Origin of the sequence: Bacillus sp. F19 (genome assembly GCA_023823795.1) — a bacterium.
Taxonomy (GTDB): Bacteria; Bacillota; Bacilli; order Bacillales; family Bacillaceae; genus Bacillus_P.
In genome coordinates this window covers 934,505-957,926 of record CP085710.1, presented here as the reverse complement: position 1 = coordinate 957,926, position 23,422 = coordinate 934,505, and the positions used below count along the sequence as shown (strand labels likewise).

At 38.1% G+C, this 23,422-nt stretch carries 14 protein-coding genes and 1 pseudogene; 2 read left to right on the top strand and 13 right to left on the bottom strand.

Features of this window, described 5'->3' with window-relative positions:
• Nucleotides 1-71 precede the first annotated feature (71 nt).
• Nucleotides 72-263 (bottom strand): hypothetical protein, encoded by a 192-nt coding sequence (locus LIT25_04960; GenBank protein USK34709.1) that lies wholly within the window; start codon nucleotides 261-263, stop codon nucleotides 72-74.
• A 357-nt stretch (nucleotides 264-620) separates the two neighbouring features.
• Between LIT25_04960 and LIT25_04955 the strand changes: the two are divergent.
• A pseudogene (locus LIT25_04955) lies at nucleotides 621-1,978 on the top strand (IS1182 family transposase).
• A 113-nt stretch (nucleotides 1,979-2,091) separates the two neighbouring features.
• On the opposite strand, the gene LIT25_04950 reads toward LIT25_04955, so the two are convergent.
• The 12 genes from LIT25_04950 to LIT25_04895 form a co-directional block, all read right to left on the bottom strand.
• Entirely contained in the window at nucleotides 2,092-3,000 is a 909-nt protein-coding gene (locus tag LIT25_04950; GenBank protein USK34708.1) for an ROK family protein, read from the bottom strand.
• A gap of 24 nt (nucleotides 3,001-3,024) precedes the next feature.
• Nucleotides 3,025-4,422 carry a glycoside hydrolase family 1 protein gene (locus tag LIT25_04945; protein ID USK34707.1) on the bottom strand — a complete coding sequence of 466 codons (1,398 nt, stop codon included), beginning with the start codon at nucleotides 4,420-4,422 and terminating at the stop codon, nucleotides 3,025-3,027.
• A 64-nt stretch (nucleotides 4,423-4,486) separates the two neighbouring features.
• Nucleotides 4,487-5,950 carry an ABC transporter substrate-binding protein gene (locus LIT25_04940; GenBank protein ID USK34706.1) on the bottom strand — a complete coding sequence of 488 codons (1,464 nt, stop codon included), beginning with the start codon at nucleotides 5,948-5,950 and terminating at the stop codon, nucleotides 4,487-4,489.
• Nucleotides 5,951-5,987: 37 nt separating this feature from the next.
• Nucleotides 5,988-6,842 carry a carbohydrate ABC transporter permease gene (locus LIT25_04935; GenBank protein ID USK36165.1) on the bottom strand — a complete coding sequence of 285 codons (855 nt, stop codon included), beginning with the start codon at nucleotides 6,840-6,842 and terminating at the stop codon, nucleotides 5,988-5,990.
• A gap of 136 nt (nucleotides 6,843-6,978) precedes the next feature.
• Entirely contained in the window at nucleotides 6,979-7,917 is a 939-nt protein-coding gene (locus LIT25_04930; GenBank protein ID USK34705.1) for a sugar ABC transporter permease, read from the bottom strand.
• Nucleotides 7,918-8,176: 259 nt separating this feature from the next.
• Nucleotides 8,177-9,709, bottom strand: coding sequence for a response regulator transcription factor (locus LIT25_04925; GenBank protein ID USK34704.1), 1,533 nt, complete (start codon nucleotides 9,707-9,709; stop codon nucleotides 8,177-8,179).
• On the bottom strand, nucleotides 9,702-11,507 hold the full coding sequence (locus tag LIT25_04920; protein USK34703.1) for a sensor histidine kinase: 1,806 nt from the start codon (nucleotides 11,505-11,507) through the stop codon (nucleotides 9,702-9,704). The genes LIT25_04925 and LIT25_04920 overlap by 8 nt, the downstream gene beginning before the upstream one ends.
• A 102-nt stretch (nucleotides 11,508-11,609) precedes the next feature.
• A complete protein-coding gene (locus LIT25_04915; GenBank protein ID USK34702.1) occupies nucleotides 11,610-14,756 on the bottom strand; it encodes an alpha-mannosidase in 3,147 nt (1,048 codons plus the stop codon).
• On the bottom strand, nucleotides 14,737-15,372 hold the full coding sequence (locus LIT25_04910; GenBank protein ID USK34701.1) for a YesL family protein: 636 nt from the start codon (nucleotides 15,370-15,372) through the stop codon (nucleotides 14,737-14,739). Before LIT25_04910 ends, LIT25_04915 begins: the two co-directional genes overlap by 20 nt.
• A gap of 144 nt (nucleotides 15,373-15,516) precedes the next feature.
• A complete protein-coding gene (locus tag LIT25_04905; GenBank protein USK34700.1) occupies nucleotides 15,517-18,162 on the bottom strand; it encodes a discoidin domain-containing protein in 2,646 nt (881 codons plus the stop codon).
• Nucleotides 18,163-18,181: 19 nt separating this feature from the next.
• A complete protein-coding gene (locus tag LIT25_04900; GenBank protein ID USK36164.1) occupies nucleotides 18,182-19,474 on the bottom strand; it encodes a glycoside hydrolase family 125 protein in 1,293 nt (430 codons plus the stop codon).
• Nucleotides 19,475-19,512: 38 nt separating this feature from the next.
• Nucleotides 19,513-22,224 carry an alpha-mannosidase gene (locus LIT25_04895; GenBank protein ID USK34699.1) on the bottom strand — a complete coding sequence of 904 codons (2,712 nt, stop codon included), beginning with the start codon at nucleotides 22,222-22,224 and terminating at the stop codon, nucleotides 19,513-19,515.
• A 448-nt stretch (nucleotides 22,225-22,672) separates the two neighbouring features.
• Between LIT25_04895 and LIT25_04890 the strand changes: the two genes are divergently transcribed.
• Nucleotides 22,673-22,906 carry an IDEAL domain-containing protein gene (locus tag LIT25_04890; GenBank protein ID USK34698.1) on the top strand — a complete coding sequence of 78 codons (234 nt, stop codon included), beginning with the start codon at nucleotides 22,673-22,675 and terminating at the stop codon, nucleotides 22,904-22,906.
• Nucleotides 22,907-23,422: the final 516 nt, after the last annotated feature.

Sequence of the window (23,422 nt, the reverse complement as noted above, 5' to 3'; positions counted from 1 at the left end):
TTTCAAACTCCTCCGATTTGTCTATTTCATTAGTTTAGCTTGAAGGAAATTTGCTGTACCAAATTTAGACCTTATTTAGAAATACTCTTTAAAAATTCTAATTTTTCTTCTGCGTTTTCAGTTGTAATGATATCTATTCCACTATCTATACGCTCTTTGACCTTTTCCCCTTTAATTGCTTTCAATGCGTTTTCGACACCTTGATAGCCCATGTTGTAAGGACTTTGTGCAATTGTACCAGCAAGCTTCCCTTCTAGATTCAACTGCAGCAGATTTTAGCCATCGTGATCACTCATGACAAAATATTCAGAAAGTTAAAGATAAAAAATAAGGTAAGCGCTTTCTCTTTCTCTACCTATTCTAGCTTACTCTTTTTTTTTATTCAATTACTATTTTCAAAATCCAGCCTATTTTCTTCCCTTTTTTCTGCAAATTCCCAATATTACCTGCTTCTATTTCACCATAAAACATATCCTATTCCTCCTCTGTCAATTTAGCATAAAAAAAAGAGAGAGATTGTTATATCTCTCTTTCAGACTGTCGACAAATCCCCCCTTTTTGGGGGATTTGTCGGCAGTTTTTTTATATAATGAAAATAGAACAATACAGAGGTGATTTGGATGTTGTCTAAAAATAATCAAATGAATCGCGATCAACTAGAAATGATTACACTTGAACAGTTGGTGCCGGAAGATCACTTAGTCCGTAAAATTGAACAAGCTCTCGATTTTTCTTTCATCTATCCATTAGTAGAGAAAGTCTATTCCGCAGATCGAGGTCGTCCAAGTATTGATCCGGTCATATTGATTAAAATGACCTTCATCCAATACCTTTTCGGTATTCGATCCATGAGAAGAACCATTGAAGAGATTGAAACCAACTTAGCCTACCGTTGGTTTTTGGGTTTTGGTTTTCATGACAAGGTGCCCCACTTCTCAACATTCGGTAAAAACTATGAACGGCGCTTTAAGGATACAGATCTGTTTGAGCAGATATTTTACCGCATCTTAAAAGAGGCGATTGATAAGAAACTGGTCAATGGAGAACAGGTATTTATTGATTCAACTCACGTAAAGGCTAGTGCTAATAAACGAAAGTATCAGAAAAAAATCGTACGAAAAGAAACGAAATCATATGAGGAAAGGCTCCAAAACGAACTCAATCTAGACCGCGAAGAAAACGGAAAAAGCCTTTTCCCCCAGATAAATTTGAACCGGAAGAGAAAGAGATTAAAGAAAGTACGACGGATCCGGAAAGTGGCTATTACGTAAAAGATGAAAGAACAAAACAGTTCGCTTACTCATTTCACGCAGCCTCTGACGAAAAAGGATTTGTTCTGGGGACAATCGTTACGCCTGGTAACGTGCACGACAGTGCAATATTCGAGCCTCTACTTGATCAAGTAACTGAGCTTCACAAGAAACCTGCTGCTGTTGCTGCCGATGCTGCTTACAAGAACCCTGCTCTTGCTCACTATTTGAACGAAAAAGAAATTCGTCCGGTTTTTCCTTATACACGGCCAAAAACAAAAGATGGATTTTTCAAGAAAAGTGATTATGTGTACGACGAACATTTTGATTGTTACATATGCCCGCACGATCAAGTGCTTCCTTACAGAACTACTACGAAAAAAGGATACAGACAATACTCTTCCGATCCGAAGGTTTGTGAAAATTGCCCATTCCTAAGCCAATGTACGGAGAGCCAAAATCATCAGAAATTGATTGAAAGGCATCTCTGGCAAGAATACTTAGATGAAGCTGAACACCTTCGTCATACAGAAGAGAACAAAACAATTTATGCAAAACGTAAAGAAACGATAGAGCGTGTCTTTGCAGATGCAAAAGAAAAGCATGGTATGCGTTGGACAACGTTGAGAGGACTCAAAAAATTGTCCATGCAGGCGATGCTTACTTTTGCTGCCATGAACTTGAAAAAGTTGGCATCCTGGACATGGAAGCCAGCGAAAGCGGTATAAAAATAGTCAACGAATAGGCCTACAAACATCAAATTAGCCCTAGAAATGACAAAAAGCATTCGGATAGAGTTCATCCGAATGCCTTTTGTCTACAATCTGAAAGAGAGAGATTGTTATATCTCTCTTTTTCTCTTATTTCTTTGTTTTTGATAATGATATAAAGCACCGAGCAAGCCTGATTGATTGAAGTACCGGCAATGATCAATAATTGCTAGTTCCAATGCTTCAGGCCGTATCAGTCCAATCTTATCCTTCAATAAAGAAATGAAAGCTTCTTGTGAGCTTACGCCTCCTCCAAATAGAATCTTTTCTGGAGCTAAAGAATGAATGATGTTGACAGTCCCAACTGCAAGGGCTGTGAAAAAAGCTTCCATTTCTTCGATTATCACTTGATTTTTTTTCTGATAAAGATCAAATATCTCTTCACCTGTATAAGCTTGATGAAGCCGAATATTCACACGGTCGATCAGATTCCAAGTAGAGCCTAATCTGCTCAGTGTAGCTGTTTCCATTAGTAAAGGCAGCTCTTCTGTTATTTGCAGACACATTAAACCAAATTCTCCAGCCATACCTTGGCTTCCCCTATATAACTCATTGTTGATAAAAATAGAACCACCAATCCCAGTTCCAACTGTTAAGACGACAAAGTGATTGTTAGCAATTGCGTTACCTTTCCATTTTTCTGCAAGCGCCGCACAATTCGCATCATTTTCTAATTCTATAGGCAGGTTCAAACCTTTAAGCTCTTCCTTAATCCTTTTGTTCTGTAAATCAGTTACCGCCCCAGCAAAATAGACGTTCCCTGTGTGAACATCAACAGCTCCAGGAACGCTGAGTGCGATTCCTTTAATAGGATATTTTTGTTTATATTCTTCCGTTTGATTAATAAGCATGGTGAAAATTTCATTGTTCCCTTGTGGTGGTGTTTGATGCAAGTTTGATTCAATTACATTCCCATCACTATTCATGACGGCTGATTTAACAGATGTTCCTCCAATATCAAATACCGCTGTTAGTTCCAACGATCTCCCTCCGCTTTCTAAATTTCAAAATCCATTATTTTTTGAAAGCTGAGCAAACCACTGACCGCTTTTCTTGATTGATCTTTTATAATGATCATCTAAATGAACAGAGACAAGCCCGTATCGATTTTTATAGGCATTCAGCCAAGACCAATTATCCATAAAGGTCCAGAGGTGATATCCTTTGACATTTACGCCTTCTTTCAACGCTTGGTGAATCCATTTAAGGTGCGCTTGCATAAACTCAATTCGGTAATCGTCAATAATTTTGCCTGTTTCATCTCTGAAACGCTCCTCATCTTCTACACCCATGCCATTTTCAGAAATAAAGCATTCAATGTTTCCGTAGTCCTGTTTGACATTCAACAAAATATCATAGATGCCTTTCTCATAGATTTCCCATCCTCGATAAGGATTCATCTTCCTTCCAGGCATTTCGTAATAATCAAAGTATCTTTCCGGTACAAATGGTGCCTGAAGGTTTGGGAGGTGTTCCTTTGCTTTTATTCTCCGTGGCTGATAATAATTAATCCCCAATAAATCAACAGTGTTTTGTTGAATGGTTTCTAAATCCTTCTTTTTCATTTCAGGCAGGAAGTTTTCCTTTTTCAAAAGAGCAACTAGTTCTTCAGGAAATTTCCCTTTTACACTAGGGTCTAAAAACGATCGGTTAAAGAATAGGTCCGCCATTCTGGCTGCTTTTACATCTTCTGGATGCTGACTGCGCGGATAGGAAGGCGTCAAGTTCAATATGATTCCGATCTTTCCGTCTTTCCTGCTGTCATGATATGCTTCAATAGCTTTTGCACTAGCTAAAATCGTATGAAAACCTACTTGTACGGCTTTTTTAAAGTCACAAATAGCAGGGTAATGAAATCCGTATAAGTAACCGCCTTCGACAGGCACAATCGGTTCGTTATGGGTAAACCACTTTTTCACTCGATCACCAAAAAGGTTAAAGCAGGTGCTGGCATACTCCACATAAGCATCAACTACTTCACGGTTTTCCCATCCTCCCCTTTTTTGCAGAGCAAGCGGCATATCAAAATGATAGAGATTGATGAAAGGTTCGATGTTATGGATAATTAATTCATTGATGACATCTTCATAGAAATGAATGGCTTGCTGATTTACTTCTCCCTCTCCGTCCGGAAACAGCCTTGACCATGAGATTGAAAATCGGAAGCTATTATGTCCTGCTTCTTTCATTAATTGAATATCTTCTTTGTATTTCTCATAAAACTTTGAAGTATGATTGGGTCCTACTCCATTATGAAAACGGTGCGGTTCTGTCTCAAACCAATAATCCCAAATATTTTGACCTTTGCTGTCTCCTTCTGCATGTCCTTCCATTTGTGTTGCGGATGATGCAGATCCCCACCAAAAATCGTTGGGAAAAAGATAATTCATTTGTTTTTCCATGTTTTTAAACCCCTTCCTTAAAAAGGACACCAAGCCGCTTAATCCAGCTTGGTGTCATGTATGATTATTTACCTTGTGTTTTTCTCCAAGCATCATATTGCTTTTGAATTTCAGCCATGACTTTATCAAGTCCGGCTTCTTTAAACTTTTTGTTTGCTTTTGGCAAGTACTCTTCTGGGTCTACTGAACCTGTCATGAGCGGTTTTGAAAACTCACTTGAGACATTAGAGATAGCAGCGATTTCCGTACGGACTGGATTAGGATCAAAATAGAACCCAAGCGTTGGAGCAGGTATAGATTCATTATTGAATTTCTCAAAGGCATCCCACTTATCATCTGGATCATTGTCATATAAAGGCAGGATAAATTGATTTCCAATGGCAAAGCTTGGCATATTAAAGTTATCAATACGTGCTTGTAAATCTTTAATTTTATCATTCTCTCCTTTTTCATAATGAACATCTTCAATACCTTTATCCAATAAAGTTCGTAAATATGGATCTGTATTTAATAAATTTAAGAACATCATCGCACGTTCCGGATTTTTTGATGTCACAGAGATAGCCTGCATCGAACCCGTTACTGAAGCATTAAAAGTAATCGGCTCATGAATTGGCTGAACTGCTAAATCATATCCTGAAGTACGTGCCCATGTAAGCTCAGCATATGGCTGATACAATTCTTTACGAACGAACCAGTTTTCAACTTCAAGTGGCCAAGGATCATTGCTGGTTGCAGCATCTGACTTAATATACCCGGCTTTATAGAAGCTGTGCATCATTTTTAATGCTTGCTCCATCTCTGGTGTTTCATACACATTCACAATTTTGTGATCCATTGTATCCAGATGAACAGCAAACGGCATTTTATCATCTAAAATATAATCAAACGGCAGGTATGGATTAAACGTAGAAATCGGGGTGAAATCAGGTTCATTTTCTTTAATGGTTTTTAATAATGGCTCTAAGTCTTCAAGTGACTCAACTTTCGTAATGTCCAGGTTGTGTTTTTCAACTAATCTCTTGTTAAAAACATAAACACTTTGCTGTCCTACTTCTTTATTAGCCGGAACGGCATACAATTTCCCATCAATTTTTGCCCCTTCTAAAAAGGCAGGGTCTAATGCTTCTTTTAATTCTTTTCCTTCTGAATCCAGTAATTTATCTAATTCAACAAAAGCACCTTTTCGGGCATTTAACACATAGTTTGCTGCCCATGAACTTGTAAATGCAATATCAAACGGCTCACCCGAGGCAATCACGACTTGCATTTTTTTATCATAGTCACCCCAGTCGATCATTTTCAGATTGATTTTAGTATTTATTTTTTCTTTCGTGTATTCATTTACTTTTTCCATGACTTTATCAACATCTTTTTGGGGTGTTCCGATCATATACCACGTTAGTTCATACGGTTTCATTTCCCCATTTTCAGTTGAATTGCTCTCCTTAGCTCCCCCCATGCATCCTGATAAAATCAAGGTTAAACTAATCACAGCCATAAAAATCGATACCCATTTCTTTTGCATGCTTTTTCCCCCTTATTGTTTGTTTTCTTCCTAACTATTATTCTTTTACACTGCCGATTGTCAGCCCCCTAACAAAATATTTTTGGAAAAATGGATAAGCAATCGCAATCGGTAAGGTTGAAATGACTACCATCGCCATTTTTGCTGCATCTTGCGGAATGGAGGTTAATATTCCGGCTTGCTGACCATTTGTTAATGCATTTTGGCGAATGAATTCCAAGTTGCCCTCAACCTTCATTAAAAGAGATTGCAATGGAACCAGGGTTGGATTATCAATAAATAACAAGGCATTAAACCAATCATTCCAGTAACCTAGTGTACTGAATAATGCGATGGTTGCAATACCAGGCAAGGATAATGGGAAAACGATTTGAAAAAAGATTCTCCATTCACTTGCGCCATCAATGCGTGCTGATTCTAATACAGATTCAGGTACCGCTCTGATGAAAAAAGTTCGCATAATCAAAATATAGAAAGCGTTTACAACAAGAGGCAGAATAAGAGCCCAGATCGTATTTTTTAATTGCAGAACCTGAGTGGCCACGATATAAAAAGGAACTAACCCTCCGCCAAACAACATTGTAAAGAAAGCTAAAAACGTGAAAAATTTGCGATACAAAAACTGTTTTCTTGAGATGGCGTAAGCATAAAAAGAGATCGTCATCACACTTATTAATGTACCTAAAATTGTAACGAGTATCGTAATGAAATAAGATTGAAACAATTGATCTTTCATAGCCCATAAATATTGATAGGCAGCTGGACTCCATTTTTCAGGAATAATTTGGAACCCGTTAACAGCAAGCGTCTTTTCATCCGTTAAAGAAATCATAATAACATATATAAAAGGAAACACACATACCATGGCAAATCCGCCTAAGATCACGTTCATGATTAGATTTGGGAAGCCATTTAATTCATGCGGGTTATATTTTCTTTGCCGCTTCTTTTTTTTCTGTACGTCAACCTTTACAGCCGTATCTTTTACTTGAGTATTTACTGGTCTCACACTTTCGTCTCCTTTCTTATTAAAATAAGGCATACTCCTTATCAATCTTCTTAACAAGATAATTCGTCAGCATAACCAGGATAAAGCCAACGACCGATTGATAGAGCCCTGCAGCCGTGCTCATGCTTATTTCACCCATAGTCGTTAATCCTCGATAGACATAGGTATCAATAACATTTGTAACGGGATATAATGCACCGGAATCTCTCGGCACCTGAAAAAACAAACCAAAGTCAGAGTTGAAAATTTTTCCAACATTTAAAATAGTCAAAATGACAATAAGCGGTGTTATCATCGGCATCGTCACATGGCGAATTTGCTGCCACTTATTGGCCCCGTCAATCATTGCAGCTTCAAAATATGTTCGATCGATACCAACAATCGCTGCCAGATAGACGATGCTTCCGTACCCTACACCTTTCCACATTGACATAAAGATAAGAATGAATGGCCAATATTCCGTTTCGCTATACCAAGAAACCGCTTCCAATCCAAACCACTCAAAAATTTTGTTCAACAAACCTCTATCTACACTTAAAAATGTAAAAACAAAATAACTAATAACAACCCATGATAAAAAATGAGGAAATAACATTCCGGTCTGATACACTTTTGCAAGTTTTTTGTTCGCTAATTCACTCAGCACGATCGCAATAAAAACAGAAAGGATTAATCCTAAAATGATGAAGACTGCGTTATATAAGATTGTGTTTCTAGTAATTACGAAGGCATCATTTGTACTGAACAAAAATTCAAAGTTCTGAAATCCAACCCATTCGCTATTTAATACACTTGCCAAAAATCCTTCTGCATCGTAGCGAAAATTCTTAAAAGCAATAACTGTTCCAAACATCGGTAAATAAGAGAAAAATAAAAACCAAATCGTCCCTGGCAAAACCATGAGGAGCCACACACGATTTTTGTACACATTAACAAAGAAATTCTTGATCCATTTCATAGAGGCCCTCCCTTTCTTCTCCTACTCTTATTGTAAATTTGAACGCTTCTGGATAAAAGTTAACAATTTTTAGATTTGATGGACTAATTTAGGATTCCTTCGAAAAGTGAAAACACCTTGTTCACCCTAGGGCAAGCTGCATAGAGCTAAGAAATCCGGTTTTAACTTAATTTCTGAATTGACCCCGAGAGCTTACATGTATCCATTTAGTCACATTCAAATCTGTTTGTGTCCAAACCAAACAAAAAAACCAGCCCATTTAAGACTGGCTCTCATAACTATGCAGTGCTCGCCATTCGGTTGGAGTTACACCCATGCTTTTTTTAAATTGCTTATAAAAGTAAGTTGAGTCTGAATACCCTACCTTTTTTCCAATTTCCCCCGATTTCAAATGGGATTCCTTTAACATCATCTTTGCTTTCTCAATTCTCAGCTGATTAATATAATCAGAGAAAACACTTCCGACTTCTTTTTGAAAGAGCTGCCCTAAATAAATGGTGTTTACATGAAACTTTTGACTTAACGTTTTTAGGGAGAGCTCTTCATGGTATGAGGTCTGAATATATTGAAGAACACTATGGATGATCGGGCTCATTTGGTCATTTCGATTTTTTATTTGCTCCATAAGATTTTTCAAAAATGCGATCACCACTTTTCGTAATTCAGTGATTGTATCCGCTTGAAGAACACTTGATGTCTCTTTTGAAAGCTTAATTAAATCATTTGGCATATCGAGTGAACTGCGAATGGTGGACATTAATTCGATGGAAAAGCTTTTAGCTAATTGTGAGGTATCCAAAGATATCCGTTCAGAAAAATGATCGAAAGCAGAATGAATCCATTTCTCCACTTCACAGTGATTTCCCGTCAACACCTGTTTCAAAAGTTCCTGAAAGTTAAATGTCCGAATCATTTCCGTGGTCTCGGAGAACTTTTCTGCGTCCTTTTCAAGAATTAACTTTGTACCCTCAGAAATGACAAATCGATATTTCAGCAGATCCCTGGTTCGATAAAAACTTAGAAAAATATTATCTGATGAACCATTTTCTTTTCCAAGAGCGATGAAATAATCGTGAACCTCCTGCTTTTGATCAAGATTCATTTGTAAATGATGTAAATCTCTTTCAACCTCATCAGGCCGTTTGCTTAACCAAATTAATATCATTTCTTCCTCTGGATTCAGTACACATAGACATCCTAAACATTCTTCAATCCATTTACGAATCCCTGATCGTTCTCCCCTATGGTGAGCTGCAAGTTCCAGCTGGACAACGGCAAATACCAGTGTTGAATCATGAAGATGAAGATCATAAATTTCCAGCCGTTTTTTTAATTCCTGGTGGCTGATATCTCTGTTTAACCATCTCCAGATTGCATTGTCTCTTAGCACATAGTAGTCTTCATCCTCGTGCTGCAATTGCTGAAGCTTTTCGATTGTATTACGTAATGTTGCAGCCAGCTCTTCTTCGTCAATCGGTTTTAATAGATAGTTTTCAATTCCAAGTGAAATGCCCTTTTTAACATACTCAAATTCTTGGTAGCCTGATAGCACAATATATTTCATATGAGGCTTTATGACTTTTAAAGCTGTGATCAATTCTAAACCGTTCATTTGAGGCATCATGATATCAGTAAGAAGAATGTTGCATTCCTTTGTTTGAAGTGTTTTTAGAGCCTCTTCTCCGTCATAGGCATGCCCGATTATTTGAAGCCCGATATCTTCCCAATTAATAATTGATTTCATTCCTTCAATAATAAATGGTTCATCATCAACAAGAAAAACGTTATACATCCTGCTCATTTCCTCCTATTATTGGCATTGATATCTGGACATCTGTTCCTGCATCGACTGCGCTGTCGATGATTAATCCGTACTCATCTCCAAATCTCAGCCTTATCCTTTGCAGGACGTTGGATAATCCAATCGATTCAAATGTATCATGTTCTTCTTTTAACCGCTTTTGAATGTCTGCTAATCGATCAGGTGCTATTCCTCTTCCATTATCGCGAATCATGATGATTAATTGAGTTTGTTTCCTATGAACTCCAATGTATAGATGATTCGTTCTTTCATGCTTTTTTAATCCATGAATGACATAGTTTTCTACAATGGGCTGAAGCATAAATTTAAGAATTTCATAGTTTAGTACCTGTTCCTCTATATCGTAATGTACATTTAAACGCTCTGGATAGCGCACCTGAAATAATTGCAGATATTGTTTCACATGCTCTATTTCATCTTGTACGGTGACCGCTTCACTATCTTTTAAAGAATAGCGGAATAATTGAGCTAAATAATAAATCATCGTACTGGCTGTTTTTGACCCGTCTGCGATTGCTTTCATACGAATCGCTTCAAGTGTATTATATAAAAAATGCGGATTGATTTGAGATTGCAAGGCTTTCATTTCGGCTTCTTTTTGTTTGATTTCTGAAATAAACATTTGATCGATATAGCGATTTAAATCCTCTGCCATTTGATTAAAGCTGGTTGAAATCATACTCAATTCATCTTTTTGATGAACATCTTGAATCCTGACATCCAAGTTTCCCTTTTGTACCTCAGACATGGAATGCTCGATGACCTGAATGCGTTTGGAGTATTTTCGCATAGCAATATAGGTGAGTGAAATGGCGACAGCCGTTAACAAAATCGTGATCAGCAGCATGGTCCGGTGAACAAGAGTAACGCCTTGGATTTCTTTTTCAGGAATGAGACCTACAAGCATAAGCTGTGAGCGTTCATCAGCCAATGTGTTGACATAATAGGTTTCCCCTTTCAGTCTAGTCTTTTTTAAAATGGTTTGAAAATCAGGCTTACTTACTTCCTTTTGTATCGAAGTTCCCTTTGAGGGATATAGAAGATCACCTAAGTGATTATAGATAAGAACTGTTCCTTTTAATTGCTGCTGACGTAAATTAAGGAGATTCTCTAAACCTTCAAAACTATAGTAGATCGATATGTCACCAAGTTTTTTTAATGTGCCAGGGTCATTTAATTTCTTCGTGACATGGTAGCTGTTTTGAATGGATCGTTGACTGATATCATTTACAAGTCCGCTGTATTTCCTTTCAGATATGAGGAAATCTTTATCAAAACTCATTTCACTAACTTGATTAATTGACTGCGACCATCTGTAGTGGTTAAAAATATACAAATATTCACTAAGGGTGGCATCACTGTTAATGCTGACCGCATTAACATCTGAATCTTGACTAAAGTAATTCTCGATGAATGTTTCGAGATCACTTGGTACAAAAGAGCTGCTTTCACTGTAACGGTCAAGCCGGTAGGAAAGATATTGATCATAATCGTGCTGCAAAGCGAATGAGATATCTTGAATAAGATCTGTTTTAAAATAGAGTTCCTTAAAAACACTGTCAACATAATCATGTTTGCGATTAAAATAAGTTTCCACTCTCTCTAGTATTCTTGTATTTGCATCCAATTCTCTTTGGACAACTACTTCTGTATAATACTGAGATAAAAGTGAAAACAGCAAAAACATACACAATAAAATAATGACAGAATATGTGAACAAAATGCGATGGAAAATCTTATTCCGCCATTCTCTTATTTTTAATAGCATAGCAGTTACACCCTCTATCATTGATCGATCTTTCTTTAAAGATAAAACAGACGCAGTACCGTAAATGGCACTACGTCTATTATAAAGAAACATAAAACGCTTTCATAGGCTGCATGTGAAACGGATAGCAAAGGTTTTAATTTCATATGGCTTGATTTTAAATGTGACACTTGAACATCTTTTTGTCTCTGACAGGGGCTCTTCCAGTAAATTCACTTCATGCCATTCTTCTATTTTCCAATCAGAGGAAAGAGTAACCTCGCCTCTTCTTCCTTCAAATTCATGTAACCGAACGATCACCATGTCATTTTCCTCAGCTTTTTTTATAGCATCAATATGCAAGTTTTGAGAGGACAGAGAAATAAATGATTGGCTGCAATCCGATAGCTGACCTTTCTGTACAAGGAGCGGACTATTCAAAAACCAAGCTTCACGAACTGTCCCGCCTTCTCGCCAATCTCCTTTATGAGGAAGGATCGAATAAGTGAATTCATGATCTCCACAGTCAGCAGTTGGATCAGGGTACATTGCACCCTTTAATAAAGACAGCCGGAGAACATTTCCCTTAATGTCGTAACCATACTTACAATCATTAAGTAAGCTTACACCATATCCTGTTTCAGATAAATCTGCCCATTGATGCCCAACGCTTTCAAATCTGGCCATATCCCAGCTTGTATTCCAATGATTCGGCCTCAATACATTCCCATATTGAATATCATAAGTCGCTTCTGTCGTTCTGACATTTACAGGAAAGGCAGCCTTTAGAAGCTTGCGGCGTTCTTGCCAATTTATATGCGTCTTGAAGTCAATTCGTTTGGAATGACCATAAACAATCATCTGCTGTTTGATTTTTGTTTGGTTATAGCTCCAAATAAACTGTACAATCGTGCGAATAGAACCGCATTCAATCAATTCTATTGAAATAAGTTCTGTTACCTCCTGCATTTTTTCTTGGTAAAAGAGATCAATATCCCATGCATCATGTGCTAATGGCTTATCTTCAAAAATTTGCAGGACATTCGCCCTTGAACCTTCTGCTAACACCTCTCTCTTTTCAGACACATCATATATTCGAGTTAATTGGCCAGCATGATTCCAAGCAATTTCGTAGAAAGGTGTAGTTAAAGAGTTCTGATTCATTTGAAATGGTGCTTTTACTATCTTTTTCTCTTTCAAGGAAGATGCAATAAATTCTAGCGCTATTCCGCCAAATGAAGGGGTTTTAGTAAGTTTAACAAGCCAGCCCTCATTTGTTTGTTGTCCAGTTAATTCACTGCCCTTGTCATCATGCCAGCTCCCTGCCTTTTGATTATCATCATCAAAAGGTATGAATACCAGCTCCACACATTGCCAATGTGAGGAATTCCAGGCTGTGTAATGCTTCCCCGTGTTTGAACTTGTTAATTGAGCTGCTGCATGGTCTGTGAATTTTTTATGCTTTTTCCACGCCTCATCATACTCAAGTTTCGAGTCTTCATATACTTCTTTAATAGATGACCCTGGGATGATATCATGAAATTGATTTCTCAAGATGATCTTCCAGCCCTGGTCCAGTTCTTTCTTCGGATAGTGGCTCCATTCACTTTGAAGGGCATGCAATACTTGCAGCCACTCTGTTTCTCTATAAGCAAGCTCTAGCTTTCTATTCATTTTTTTATTATAGGCTTGGCTTGTATATGTTCCTCGATGATACTCTAAATAAAGCTCTCCATCCCAATCATGAACATAGTCTTCTGCTGCTTGGATGTTTTCGTGAAGTCTTGTAAAATAATCACCTGCTTTTGAAGGCTTTACATGCGGCAAACCGGGCATCTTGTCATATCTTCTCCTAAATTCAAGCATTTCACGGTTGACTCCGCCGCCGCCGTCCCCATAGCCATATGAAAGAAGCAAGTCTTGATTTATATCTTTATCACGATAGGATTTAAAAGCTCCGTTAACTGTTTTAGCAGTAATCAAACCATTGTAGGTATAAAACCAAGAGTCATCTGAATTCCATGGTTCTGGCGTCGTCACAAAATGTGTCAAGATTTCACTTCCGTCTATCCCTCTCCACCTGAAGGTATCATGCGGCATCCGATTATACTGATTCCAGCTGATTTTCGTGGTCATAAACGTGGATATACCTGATTTTTGTAAGATTTGAGGTAAAGCCCAGCTATAACCGAAAACATCTGGAAGCCATAAATAACGACATGTGATCCCAAATTCCTCTTTCAAAAATTTACTGCCATATAAAATTTGTCTGACTAGAGATTCTCCATTTGGAATATTGCAATCTGCCTCCAGCCACATGGCCCCTTCAGCTTCCCACATTCCTTCGTTAATCCGCATTTTTAATTGTTCATAGATCTCTGGGTAATCTGTTTTTAAATATTCATATAACTGCGGCTGAGTTTGTAAAAAAACATAATCAGGATACTGTTCCATTAATCTTAAGACTGTAGAAAAAGATCGGGCCGTCTTTTCTCGTGTATGCTTTAATCTCCACAGCCAGGCGACATCTATATGCGTGTGGCCGATGGCATGAATCGTAACAGAATGATGTTTTTCAATTTGTCCCAACCGATCATTAAGTATGGCCCGAGCCTGATAACAAGACTTATAAAAGCAGCTGCTTCCAGGTTCCGTCCAGTCCAATTCTTTGTAGCTTTGGTTCAGGGCCGTTAACAATAATTGCTTTTCAGGCGCCTCTTCTCTTAATTCTTTGATTGTTTCATAGACAGCTTGTGAGGTAAAATAAAGATCATCTATTTGTTCATCAAGCCATGCAATCTCAGCAGTTCGAATTGTATATTCCTGTTCTTTCTGCGGTCCGCCCCCTTCAAGTCCTGACCATAAGCGAAAATCTAGCCGAATCGATTTACCGGCAGCTTCTTCTGGGAAAAAGACCTCTTTATGATTAGAATCCACTCCCTGAAATGGCTTTTGATTTAAAAATAAGAGAGACTCAAATCCTGAATTATTTCCTCCCCCTGTCCGGCCAAAGTCAAATAATCCAACTGCCTTTTTTCCTTTCCACTCTGCCGGAATCTCTAAATCTGTCTGAAGCCATAAATAGACATCTCGCCCTCTCCATTTGTCCCCAATACCAATTGTCTTGTCCGATGCTTTATCCGGCGGATAGGCTCCTATCTCCCCAGTATCTTGCATACAATTGAATGTTGAAATCTCCTGTTTGTGCCTGTACCGATATTCTGACAATTCCTTAATTCTTGCTTCAAGCTTATTTTCCGTATAAAACAAGGGTATTCTCCTTTCCAATGTCGGCTTTTACCTCTATAAATCTTTTGTAACAAACATGCATGATCCAATACGCCGGAAATACTCCTGCTATAAAAGGGATCAGCCCTGGCATCGATTTAATCAAATACCCAATAAAAAACAGACCGATTCCCATCAATATAGTCGTTTTAGGACTAAGAATTGCGAGAATAAAAGGTTGTTTGATGTATTGAAAAAATGATAAATGATAATGAACATATAATGGAAAGAAGTAAATAAGTGTTAACACAAATAAAAAGGAGACAAAGATTAAAAAGAAATAGAGGATGACAGACCCCGTTCCTTGCATGGTAAAAGCAAATTTCAAATCAATATACAAAAACGATCCTATGCCTAAAAAGAAAGTTCCCAATTTGTTAGCAGGCATAAATTCTTTTTTAAATGTGTCTTTAAATACTTTCCATATAGAAAAATCCAAATCCTTTTGTACCCATTTTCTTGTAACCGTAAATAAGGCAACTGTGGATGGAAAAAGGCCAAACACTCCAATGCCCAGCAGTGTAAATCCTACCCATAGCACGTTTGCGGCAAGAATTCTCCAAATCCACTCACTTGCTTCCTGGACAAATTTGCCCATGATACCGTCATCTCCTTTTTCAATGGATACCAGGATATAAGTTTCCGATATTCATTCATGTTTATCTAAAGCGCCGCCCCCGCTATGTCACACGGTGCTTCGGCTTTTAAGGGGAACCCTAGATGGATTCCCCTTAATACTTGACTATGGAGCAGGATAACCAAAAACTTCAAATTCATAGATTCTCGCTGCTTGATCTCCCCCTTGAGTAGGCTGATCAATCCATAGCCTTACATATCTTGCTTCAGTCAATCGGATACTATGTTCGGAAACATCTGCTGTGTTATCTGACACTTTAACAACTTCAGACCAATTCTCCCCATCCGTACTTCCTTCAATTCTAAAAGCTTTTGTATTAAAGGCATTTGGTTCTCCCCCCGCTGCAGCATGGTGAAGGACGAATTTTGAAAGTGCGTGATTTTTGCCAAGATCTATCTTTAACCAATGTGGTGCATCTCCAAGTGCACACCACTTACTCGATTTTGAACCGTCAATTGCAAATCCTGGACCTTCAGATGAAGCACATTGACCATCAGCAGCAGCTTGCTTATTCAATGCTGCATTCGTAACATTTTTTGCTTCTTTTGAAATCGTAATATAGGCATCCTTAGTGACAATATCTTCCCCTTCACTATTTTTTGCCACTAAAGAAACAGAGTAAGTTCCTTCTGATTCATACGTAACAACAGGTTTCGCGTCTGTGCTGCTGGATGGTGATCCTCCTTCAAAACGCCATTCAAGCTCCTCCGTCACTTCTGATGATTGATTCATAAATTGAATCTCTTCACCTGGGGCTGCAAGTGTTTTATCTGAACTGAAATTCGCTTTCGGCATTGGATAGGGCGGCCAATCAAATACATCTTCAGCAGAATTGCTTCGCTGATTTCCTTTATAAACACTTTTTACTTCCAATTCGGTTTTCGTCTCTTTTCCCTCTCGTTTTAAATCAGAGAGATAAAAGTAGTTGTTTGGAGTTCCGCCTAGCCATTCTTTATCACCATTTGGCAACACCCGATAAATTTCATAGTAATCTGCTTGTTTGTTTCGTTCCCAGGTCAGAGAAACATTTGCATAAATCCCATTTTGGAATTCCGTTTCTTTTATCATGACATTTTCAGGTTGATGAACTTTTTTGTCATCTTTTTTGTTAGAGACTTTTATCTCACCAATATTAATATCGATTGCTTCTTGTTGATCAAATTTGAGTGAGATGGCAGCGATTTCTTTTCCCTTAAACCTTTTCAGTTTAATCTTTTGAGTCACCCATTCTCCTTGGGCTTCTTTTTTCACATCGAAAAATTCAAAGTGATTCGGTTTGTCTAGGAAACTGATGCCAACCTTCATATTTGGTTTTGCAGATTTATAGGTAATCGAAAGTTCCGTATCCCACTCAACCGGAAGCTTTGTTTTATACAATTTAATATGGGATGATTCATTCCCCTTTATTTCACCTGACACTTTTAAAGAGCTTCCACCTGTATACGCTTGATTCCAATCAAATTGAACAGAGATTGGTGTTCCTTCAATGAGCCATCTCCAAGTCGGAAGGATATCCTGCAAACTTCTGTTGTTCCAGGATTTATGACTCAGTATAATTCCTTCTGCGGCAAAAAATTGTCCGCTGCCAGTATTGAAATTAGTCACAAATGGCAAATGAGTAATTGCCGTTTTATCTGTAAAATAGTATGACATTCCTTTCCAATCACCATTTCCATCCGTACTGGCAGGATCCCCTTTTTGGCCAGACCAGAAATCCTGTTCTTTTTGATAAAATTCATTCATTGTTTTAGAAGAGTTAAAGGTCCAATCCGGACGATAAATTCCTAATGAAGTATTTGGACTTTTTCCTTCCGGGAAAATTCCATTCCATGGAACTTTTGTTTGTGTTCCTTTTGCTTCCACGTCAATGCCCGTATATAAATCATAGGGGGATCTTCCGATTTCCTTAGCTTTTAAGTTAGATGCTTCCTGGTTTTTCCACCAGAAATTCAAAAACATACTATCGGATACCCGATTATTTCCATCCTGCAGATAGGCGTTATTTTTATCAGTTAAGGCATTCTGCCAGTTAATTCTGCCATCCTCTGTCATCGAGTCATACCACATGATGTGCATGCCATCTTTTTTATTTTTTTGAAGGTACATGAGAAACTCTTTCATTTTTTGAGCGGTTTCTTGGCTTCCGCCTTCTGTTTCCTGGTTAATAAACCAGCCATCAAATCGATAATATTCGGCTGCTTCCAGCAGTTTATCGGCTGCAGGAAATGAACCGTCCGCGCGTTGCTCAAGCATTTGATTCAACCACTCTATTTTTCCTCCATAAACAGCAGGAGGGAAGAAAACATTCCCTAAAATCGGAACACCATTTTTGTGGGAAGAGTCAATCACATCTGCACTTGGAGGAACAATGATGCCTTCGCCGGATGAACCTGCCCAATACACCATTAAATCGACATACTGCCAATAGCTAAATGTGTTGGCAAAGAACTCTTTTCCTCCTTGAGAAGGTACACCGCTAGTGTTTTTGTTTAACGCTGATAATGCAACAAGCTTTGCTTCTGATTGAGCATTGCTGTTAACATTATAAAGCGTCTCCCTATCTGCTAAAGGAATCGTACTCCGATTGAATGGAGCATCAGGATCCTTTTCAGGACTCCATTTAAGGAGTTGTTCTGGAAACCAATAAGATGATTCCGGCTGTGCTGCAAAGCTGCCGGATGGCATAAAGATCACAAACCAAACAGCTAGAAAAGCAACAATGGAACATAACCCCTTTTTAGACCGAACCATGCCTTACATCCCCATTTCATTATTTATTTTGAAGCCATTGATTCAGCGGACTTCCTTTGACTGCATATCCACAAAGACTTAAAACAAATTCACTGAACATAGAGTTTGCCCATGAAAACCACTCTCTTGTGTACTCCTTTGGATCATCTGAGTTAAACCCTTCATGCATATAGCCTGTATCTCCATCTGTTTGTTTAAAAACAGATAATATTCTTTGTTTTTCAGATTCCTCTTGTGCTGTCATACCTTGAATTGCTAAGGCGATATGCCATATATAATGATCTGGGGTATGCGGACTGCCAATTCCACTTGCCAATTTCCCCTCATAATAATAAGGGTTATCCCGGCTCAGCAAAAAATGTCTCGTATTTTGGTAGGTTTGATCGTTAAAATCGCAATAACCTAAATATGGCATCGAGAGAAGGCTGGGAACATTCGCGTCATCCATTAAGTTATAACCTCCCCTGCCATCTGTCTCATAGACGTACATTTCCTCATAGACAGGATGGTTGATCACACTATATTTTTTTATTCCCTCCTCGATTTCACAAGCCAATTGCATGCATTCTTTAGCAAGTTCGGAATCAAGCAAGACCTGAAGACAAATTTCAGCAGAATATTTAAGAACCACAACCGCAAACATGTTGGCTGGAACAAGGTAACCATAGTGGCAGGCATCATCACTTGGACGAAATGCACTCCAAGTCATACCGGTTTTTATTACCTCTGATCCCATACCACTGCGCGTGAGTGTGTCTGATTGCCGAACATTTTCACGTTCGAAACGGTATGCTGATTTATTCTCATGATTTTGTTCTACCTTCCACACGTTCAAAATGCTTTTTAATCCCGCTTGGTAAGAATCGTTTAAATGAGAAGTCCGTCCCGTTGATTTCCAAAGCAGATAGGCAAGCTGCAATGGATAGCAAAGGGAGTCTACTTCATATTTTCTTTCCCAAATATAAGGAGTCATGTCTGTTAAGTCGCTTTGGTGCCCCTTACCGCTTGGGGTTTCATTAAACGCATTTGCATAAGGATCATGGTTAATGAACTGGAATTGTTTAGAAACAACACCTTCAATCATTTTTGCGATTTGCTCATCTTCTTCAGCTAAGATAAGATAAGGCCTCACTTGTGCTGCTGAATCTCTTAGCCACATTGCCGGTATATCACCTGTAATTACAAAGGTTGTTCCATCTTCTTGTGGTTTTAAAGTTGTTGTATAGGTATTAATAAAACATTGTGCAAACATCTCCTGAAGTTTTTTATCATTCAGAAAATGTTCATTCACTTTTAAAATTAGTTTTTTCATTGACTCAGGTATCGTTGCGTTCACATTCTCTACTCCTTTTAACGGGTCCAGCCTACCGTCTTAATCTCGAATGGTTTTAAGGCTATTTCAATGTTGTTGCTTGGCAAACCTTCTAGCTTCTCTTCAATGATATTGCTGGCAAATCCTTGTTTAACAAGAGGCATGTTTACTTTTAAATCAACTTTTTCATCTGAAGTATTGAACCATCTAGTAATCACGTGATCGCCCTCTTCTGCAATCTTGATAGTCGTCATTGCAAGCGATGGACCATTCCATTCGAGGAATTGGTTTTCCTTAGGTAAGTCCCCATGATGAAGATCCGTTTGAATCATCGTTAACGGCGCTTGAAATTGATAGGCAAGATGATAAGATTCAGATGTAATCACATCACCGGAATGAGGGATAACCATCCATTCTGCTTCATTCTCCCCTAAACATTGAGCTTCAGGTGTAGAGAAATCACCCCAATCCCCTAGTTCAGAGACAGAACGAAGTAATGTTAAGGCGATGGTTTTGTTTTCTTCTAAGATTTCATACTCATGTAAGCCTTTATTGGCAATGGTCAAACCGTTCCGTTCATCTGACATACTGACAAAACCTTGCTGATGATGGTCAAAGCTAGGATTCTCCCATTCTATTTCAGGGCAATTTTTTCTTTTAACGATTTCAAAAACACTATCTGCATGGTGAGAGTCAGTTTGAATATTTGTTGGAAATAAGACTCTTATTCGATGATCTTTAGCTTGATTTTCAATAAAAGCTTGAAAGGATGGTCCTCTTGACGTTTGATCTAGCGTCATAATGGTTCTTATCTGAATAGTTGCGGTTTCTGCTGAACGAAACGCTTTTCTGTTTTTGTGCCAAACTAACATACTTTTTTCCTTTTCAAATGTTTGATCTGCGCTCTTTGGGATCACCCATTTGTGGATCATTTCAACCCTTGCTCTTAGGCTATTGTTTTCTAACACTTGGATTTGGGCTTTCAAGCCCTTTGTAGTCAGCGGGATTGAGTCCAAAGTATTTTTAAACATATATTCATTGCCAATATCGCCCGTATTTTCATATACTCCTAAACATTCATATGTTTTTTCACTTTTCTTATTTGTAAGAGTATAAGAGCCGTCTTCATGGATTTTTATACGAACAAAATCATTTTCCATTTCACGGTCATGATTCATTATGTCAATCTGTTTAAATTGAGCAGGATTTTCGTTTTGGTTTACGTAATACGTTTTATAACCAATTTGGGGAACATTTTCAGCTAAAAATGTGAGTTCTGCAATCCTGGCAAAATAGGGTCTTCTAAAGCCGTCAGAAGGTAAGTCATAGCCAAAACGGATTCCTTTATCATGATAGACACTTGGAACTGCGGATCTCATTGGATCTCTCACTTCAAGCACTGGCATAGATTTTTCAGCAAGATAAGCTGGGATTTGCTGAAAATCCATTTCTGAAAAATAGATCTTCTCAAGTTCAACTTCTTTTGTAATCACTTCTTCACGCTTCGAACCAGATCCGTTAAAAACAACAATAGGTATGCAAGTTTTTGAGTTATTATCTATCCTTGTATCAATACGTGAAGCAATTTCAGTTCCTTTTTCTTGTACAATCATTTCAGTTATCTGCTTAACTTTTTCAAACCGGCTCACCATCTCGCGGTGTACCTCATCTACGCTGCATCCGCATATGCTATCATGCGGATGATTCTTCATTAATGTTTTCCATGCATAGTTTAAGAAGTGACTCGGATATTCAAATCCAACGAGATGTGCCATTACCGAAAGAGGTTCGGCTGCTTTTTCAAGTAACACTTGGCACTCCTGATTCATTTGCTTAAGATAGATTCTTGCGGAAGCTGTATTCACAAGTGTAGACCAACCATCTGTTCGCTGGTTTCGCAGCTCACCTGTGATTGTCTGTAATTCATTAGGTAAAGATGGTTTAAGGTTTTTTAGATAATCATCAAAGCTTGCATGAACGAAATCGATGTCAGGAAAAAGCTTTTTAGCAGTTAAAATGGCTGCTGGAAGGTTGTGCTGAACTGGCTGATGATCACACCCATTCATGAAAAGCAGGTGTGGAGTTGCCGCATACTTCATGGCCTGCTCAATTTTTATATTCCAAAAGCTAAGAGCATCCTTTTCATCCTCTGGTACTTCATTGCCATTTGAATACCAATTCGCAAAAAGAATTCCAAGGATGGATGAACCATCAGGTGATTCCCATTTTAGTTCTGAAAAGGGTGACTCGAAGTTTTTTGCATCTTCCACCGTATTGTTAAATCCAGTAGGTTTTACACCTCTTCCAAATGCAGCTGTCTCGATTTTTGCTTGCTTTAACAGCTGCGGTGCCTGACCATAAATCCCGAACGTATCCGGGAAGTAACCTAGCTTTGAGACCGATCCAAATTCTTTAGCATCCCTTAAGCCATAGATAAGATTTCGTATGTTTGATTCAGAGCTTGTTAAAAAAGCATCTTGAAGAACATACCATGGTCCAATGTGAAGCTTTTTTTCACTTATTGCTTTTTTTAATTCTTCCCTTTTTTCAGGGCGAATTTCAAGGTAGTCCTCTAACAGAATCGTTTGTCCATCTAAATGGAAACTTTTAAAATCTGGTTCTTTTTGAAACAACTCAAGTAGTTCATCCATTAATTTCACTAAATAATATCGATGTTTCTCAAAAGACATATACCATTCCCTATCCCAATGGGAGTGGGAAATGATATGTGCTGTTCTTTTATTTTTCATTTTTTCCACCTCATTATTGTAAGCGGTTTCTTACTTATTACCTTAACAATATTTTGATTGAAAAGTAGAGTCAATGAAACGATAAGAAATGATAAGGTTTTTCCACCATATCTAATAAAAGTTCACAAGAGCCCATATCTCCTATTGAGTGATCAAAACAAAATGAAACAGGCAGCAAAGCTTGGCTGCCTGTTTCCTGTCCATACACTTTAAAACTCTTCAATTAATTGTTAATCGATACATTCGCCTTAAAATTTCTGCAAAAACATCATCATAAGAATTATCTTTTCAACTATAGTTTACAAAAATATCCTTTCATGCTTCTGTTTCCGTTCCATTTAATGACTGCAGAATTTGAAGAATAAGTTTTCTAAAAATTATAAATATTTAGTTGATTTCCGGTCCTTTTATCCATATAATTAAAAAAAGGCATCAGGGGTGATCTTTCGTGAAAAACAAGAAAACGTATACCGAGATCATGAAGTCACGTAACACATTCAAGATGGAAAAGAAACAGGAAACCGTACTTGATATTTACATTCAAATGGTGTTGGATGAAGCTGTGTTAACCCGGAAACTGTCCCTCCTTCAGGAAAAGATCGATGAGTCCTTGGACCGCAATGACAAACCGTTATTTTTAAAGTTAGCCAAAGAATATGCAGAACTGCGATTAATCATTTAAAAGCAAGCCCCTAAGCGGGGCTTGCTTTTATGTTGCCTGAAAAATGCGGAGGGCGAAGGCTGCCTGCAAGAAGCTGTTTGAGGTTGTGAAACTGTCAAATCGGCATTTTGAGTACTTCATTCAGCCGTTTTGAGGTTGTGAAACTGTCAAACCGGCATTTTGAGTACTTCATTCAGCCGTTTTGAGGTCGTGAAGTTGTCATGTGAGTTGTTTGAGTACCTCATTCAGGTGCTTTGAAGTTGTCATTCTCCGTATGGTATTTTCTTGTTTGAATCATACTGCTCCTTTGATTACCTTCTTTTAAGATTTTCTCGGTTTTGGGGTATCATACAACCCCTTTGGTTACCTTCGTTTAAGTTTTTCTCGATTGAAGGGCATCATACAAGTTCTTCGATCTCAAAAGAACAGTTTGATGTCCTCATTCAGCCGCATTGAGGACAAGAAATCGTAAAAAGAGAAAATTGTGTAATTGAGACCGTTCCACTCACACCGCCAAAATCATCAAGCAACTCCACC

Bases quoted from the DNA above. Each gene is read 5' to 3' on its own strand.
- LIT25_04920 (USK34703.1), bottom strand. From the start codon at position 11,507: ATGCTATTAAAAATAAGAGAATGGCGGAATAAGATTTTCCATCGCATT.
- LIT25_04935 (USK36165.1), bottom strand. From the start codon at position 6,842: ATGAACGTGATCTTAGGCGGATTTGCCATGGTATGTGTGTTTCCTTTT.
- LIT25_04910 (USK34701.1), bottom strand. From the start codon at position 15,372: ATGGGCAAATTTGTCCAGGAAGCAAGTGAGTGGATTTGGAGAATTCTT.
- LIT25_04905 (USK34700.1), bottom strand. From the start codon at position 18,162: ATGGTTCGGTCTAAAAAGGGGTTATGTTCCATTGTTGCTTTTCTAGCT.
- LIT25_04895 (USK34699.1), bottom strand. From the start codon at position 22,224: ATGAAAAATAAAAGAACAGCACATATCATTTCCCACTCCCATTGGGAT.
- LIT25_04930 (USK34705.1), bottom strand. From the start codon at position 7,917: ATGAAATGGATCAAGAATTTCTTTGTTAATGTGTACAAAAATCGTGTG.
- LIT25_04900 (USK36164.1), bottom strand. From the start codon at position 19,474: ATGAAAAAACTAATTTTAAAAGTGAATGAACATTTTCTGAATGATAAA.
- LIT25_04925 (USK34704.1), bottom strand. From the start codon at position 9,709: ATGTATAACGTTTTTCTTGTTGATGATGAACCATTTATTATTGAAGGA.
- LIT25_04945 (USK34707.1), bottom strand. From the start codon at position 4,422: ATGGAAAAACAAATGAATTATCTTTTTCCCAACGATTTTTGGTGGGGA.
- LIT25_04940 (USK34706.1), bottom strand. From the start codon at position 5,950: ATGCAAAAGAAATGGGTATCGATTTTTATGGCTGTGATTAGTTTAACC.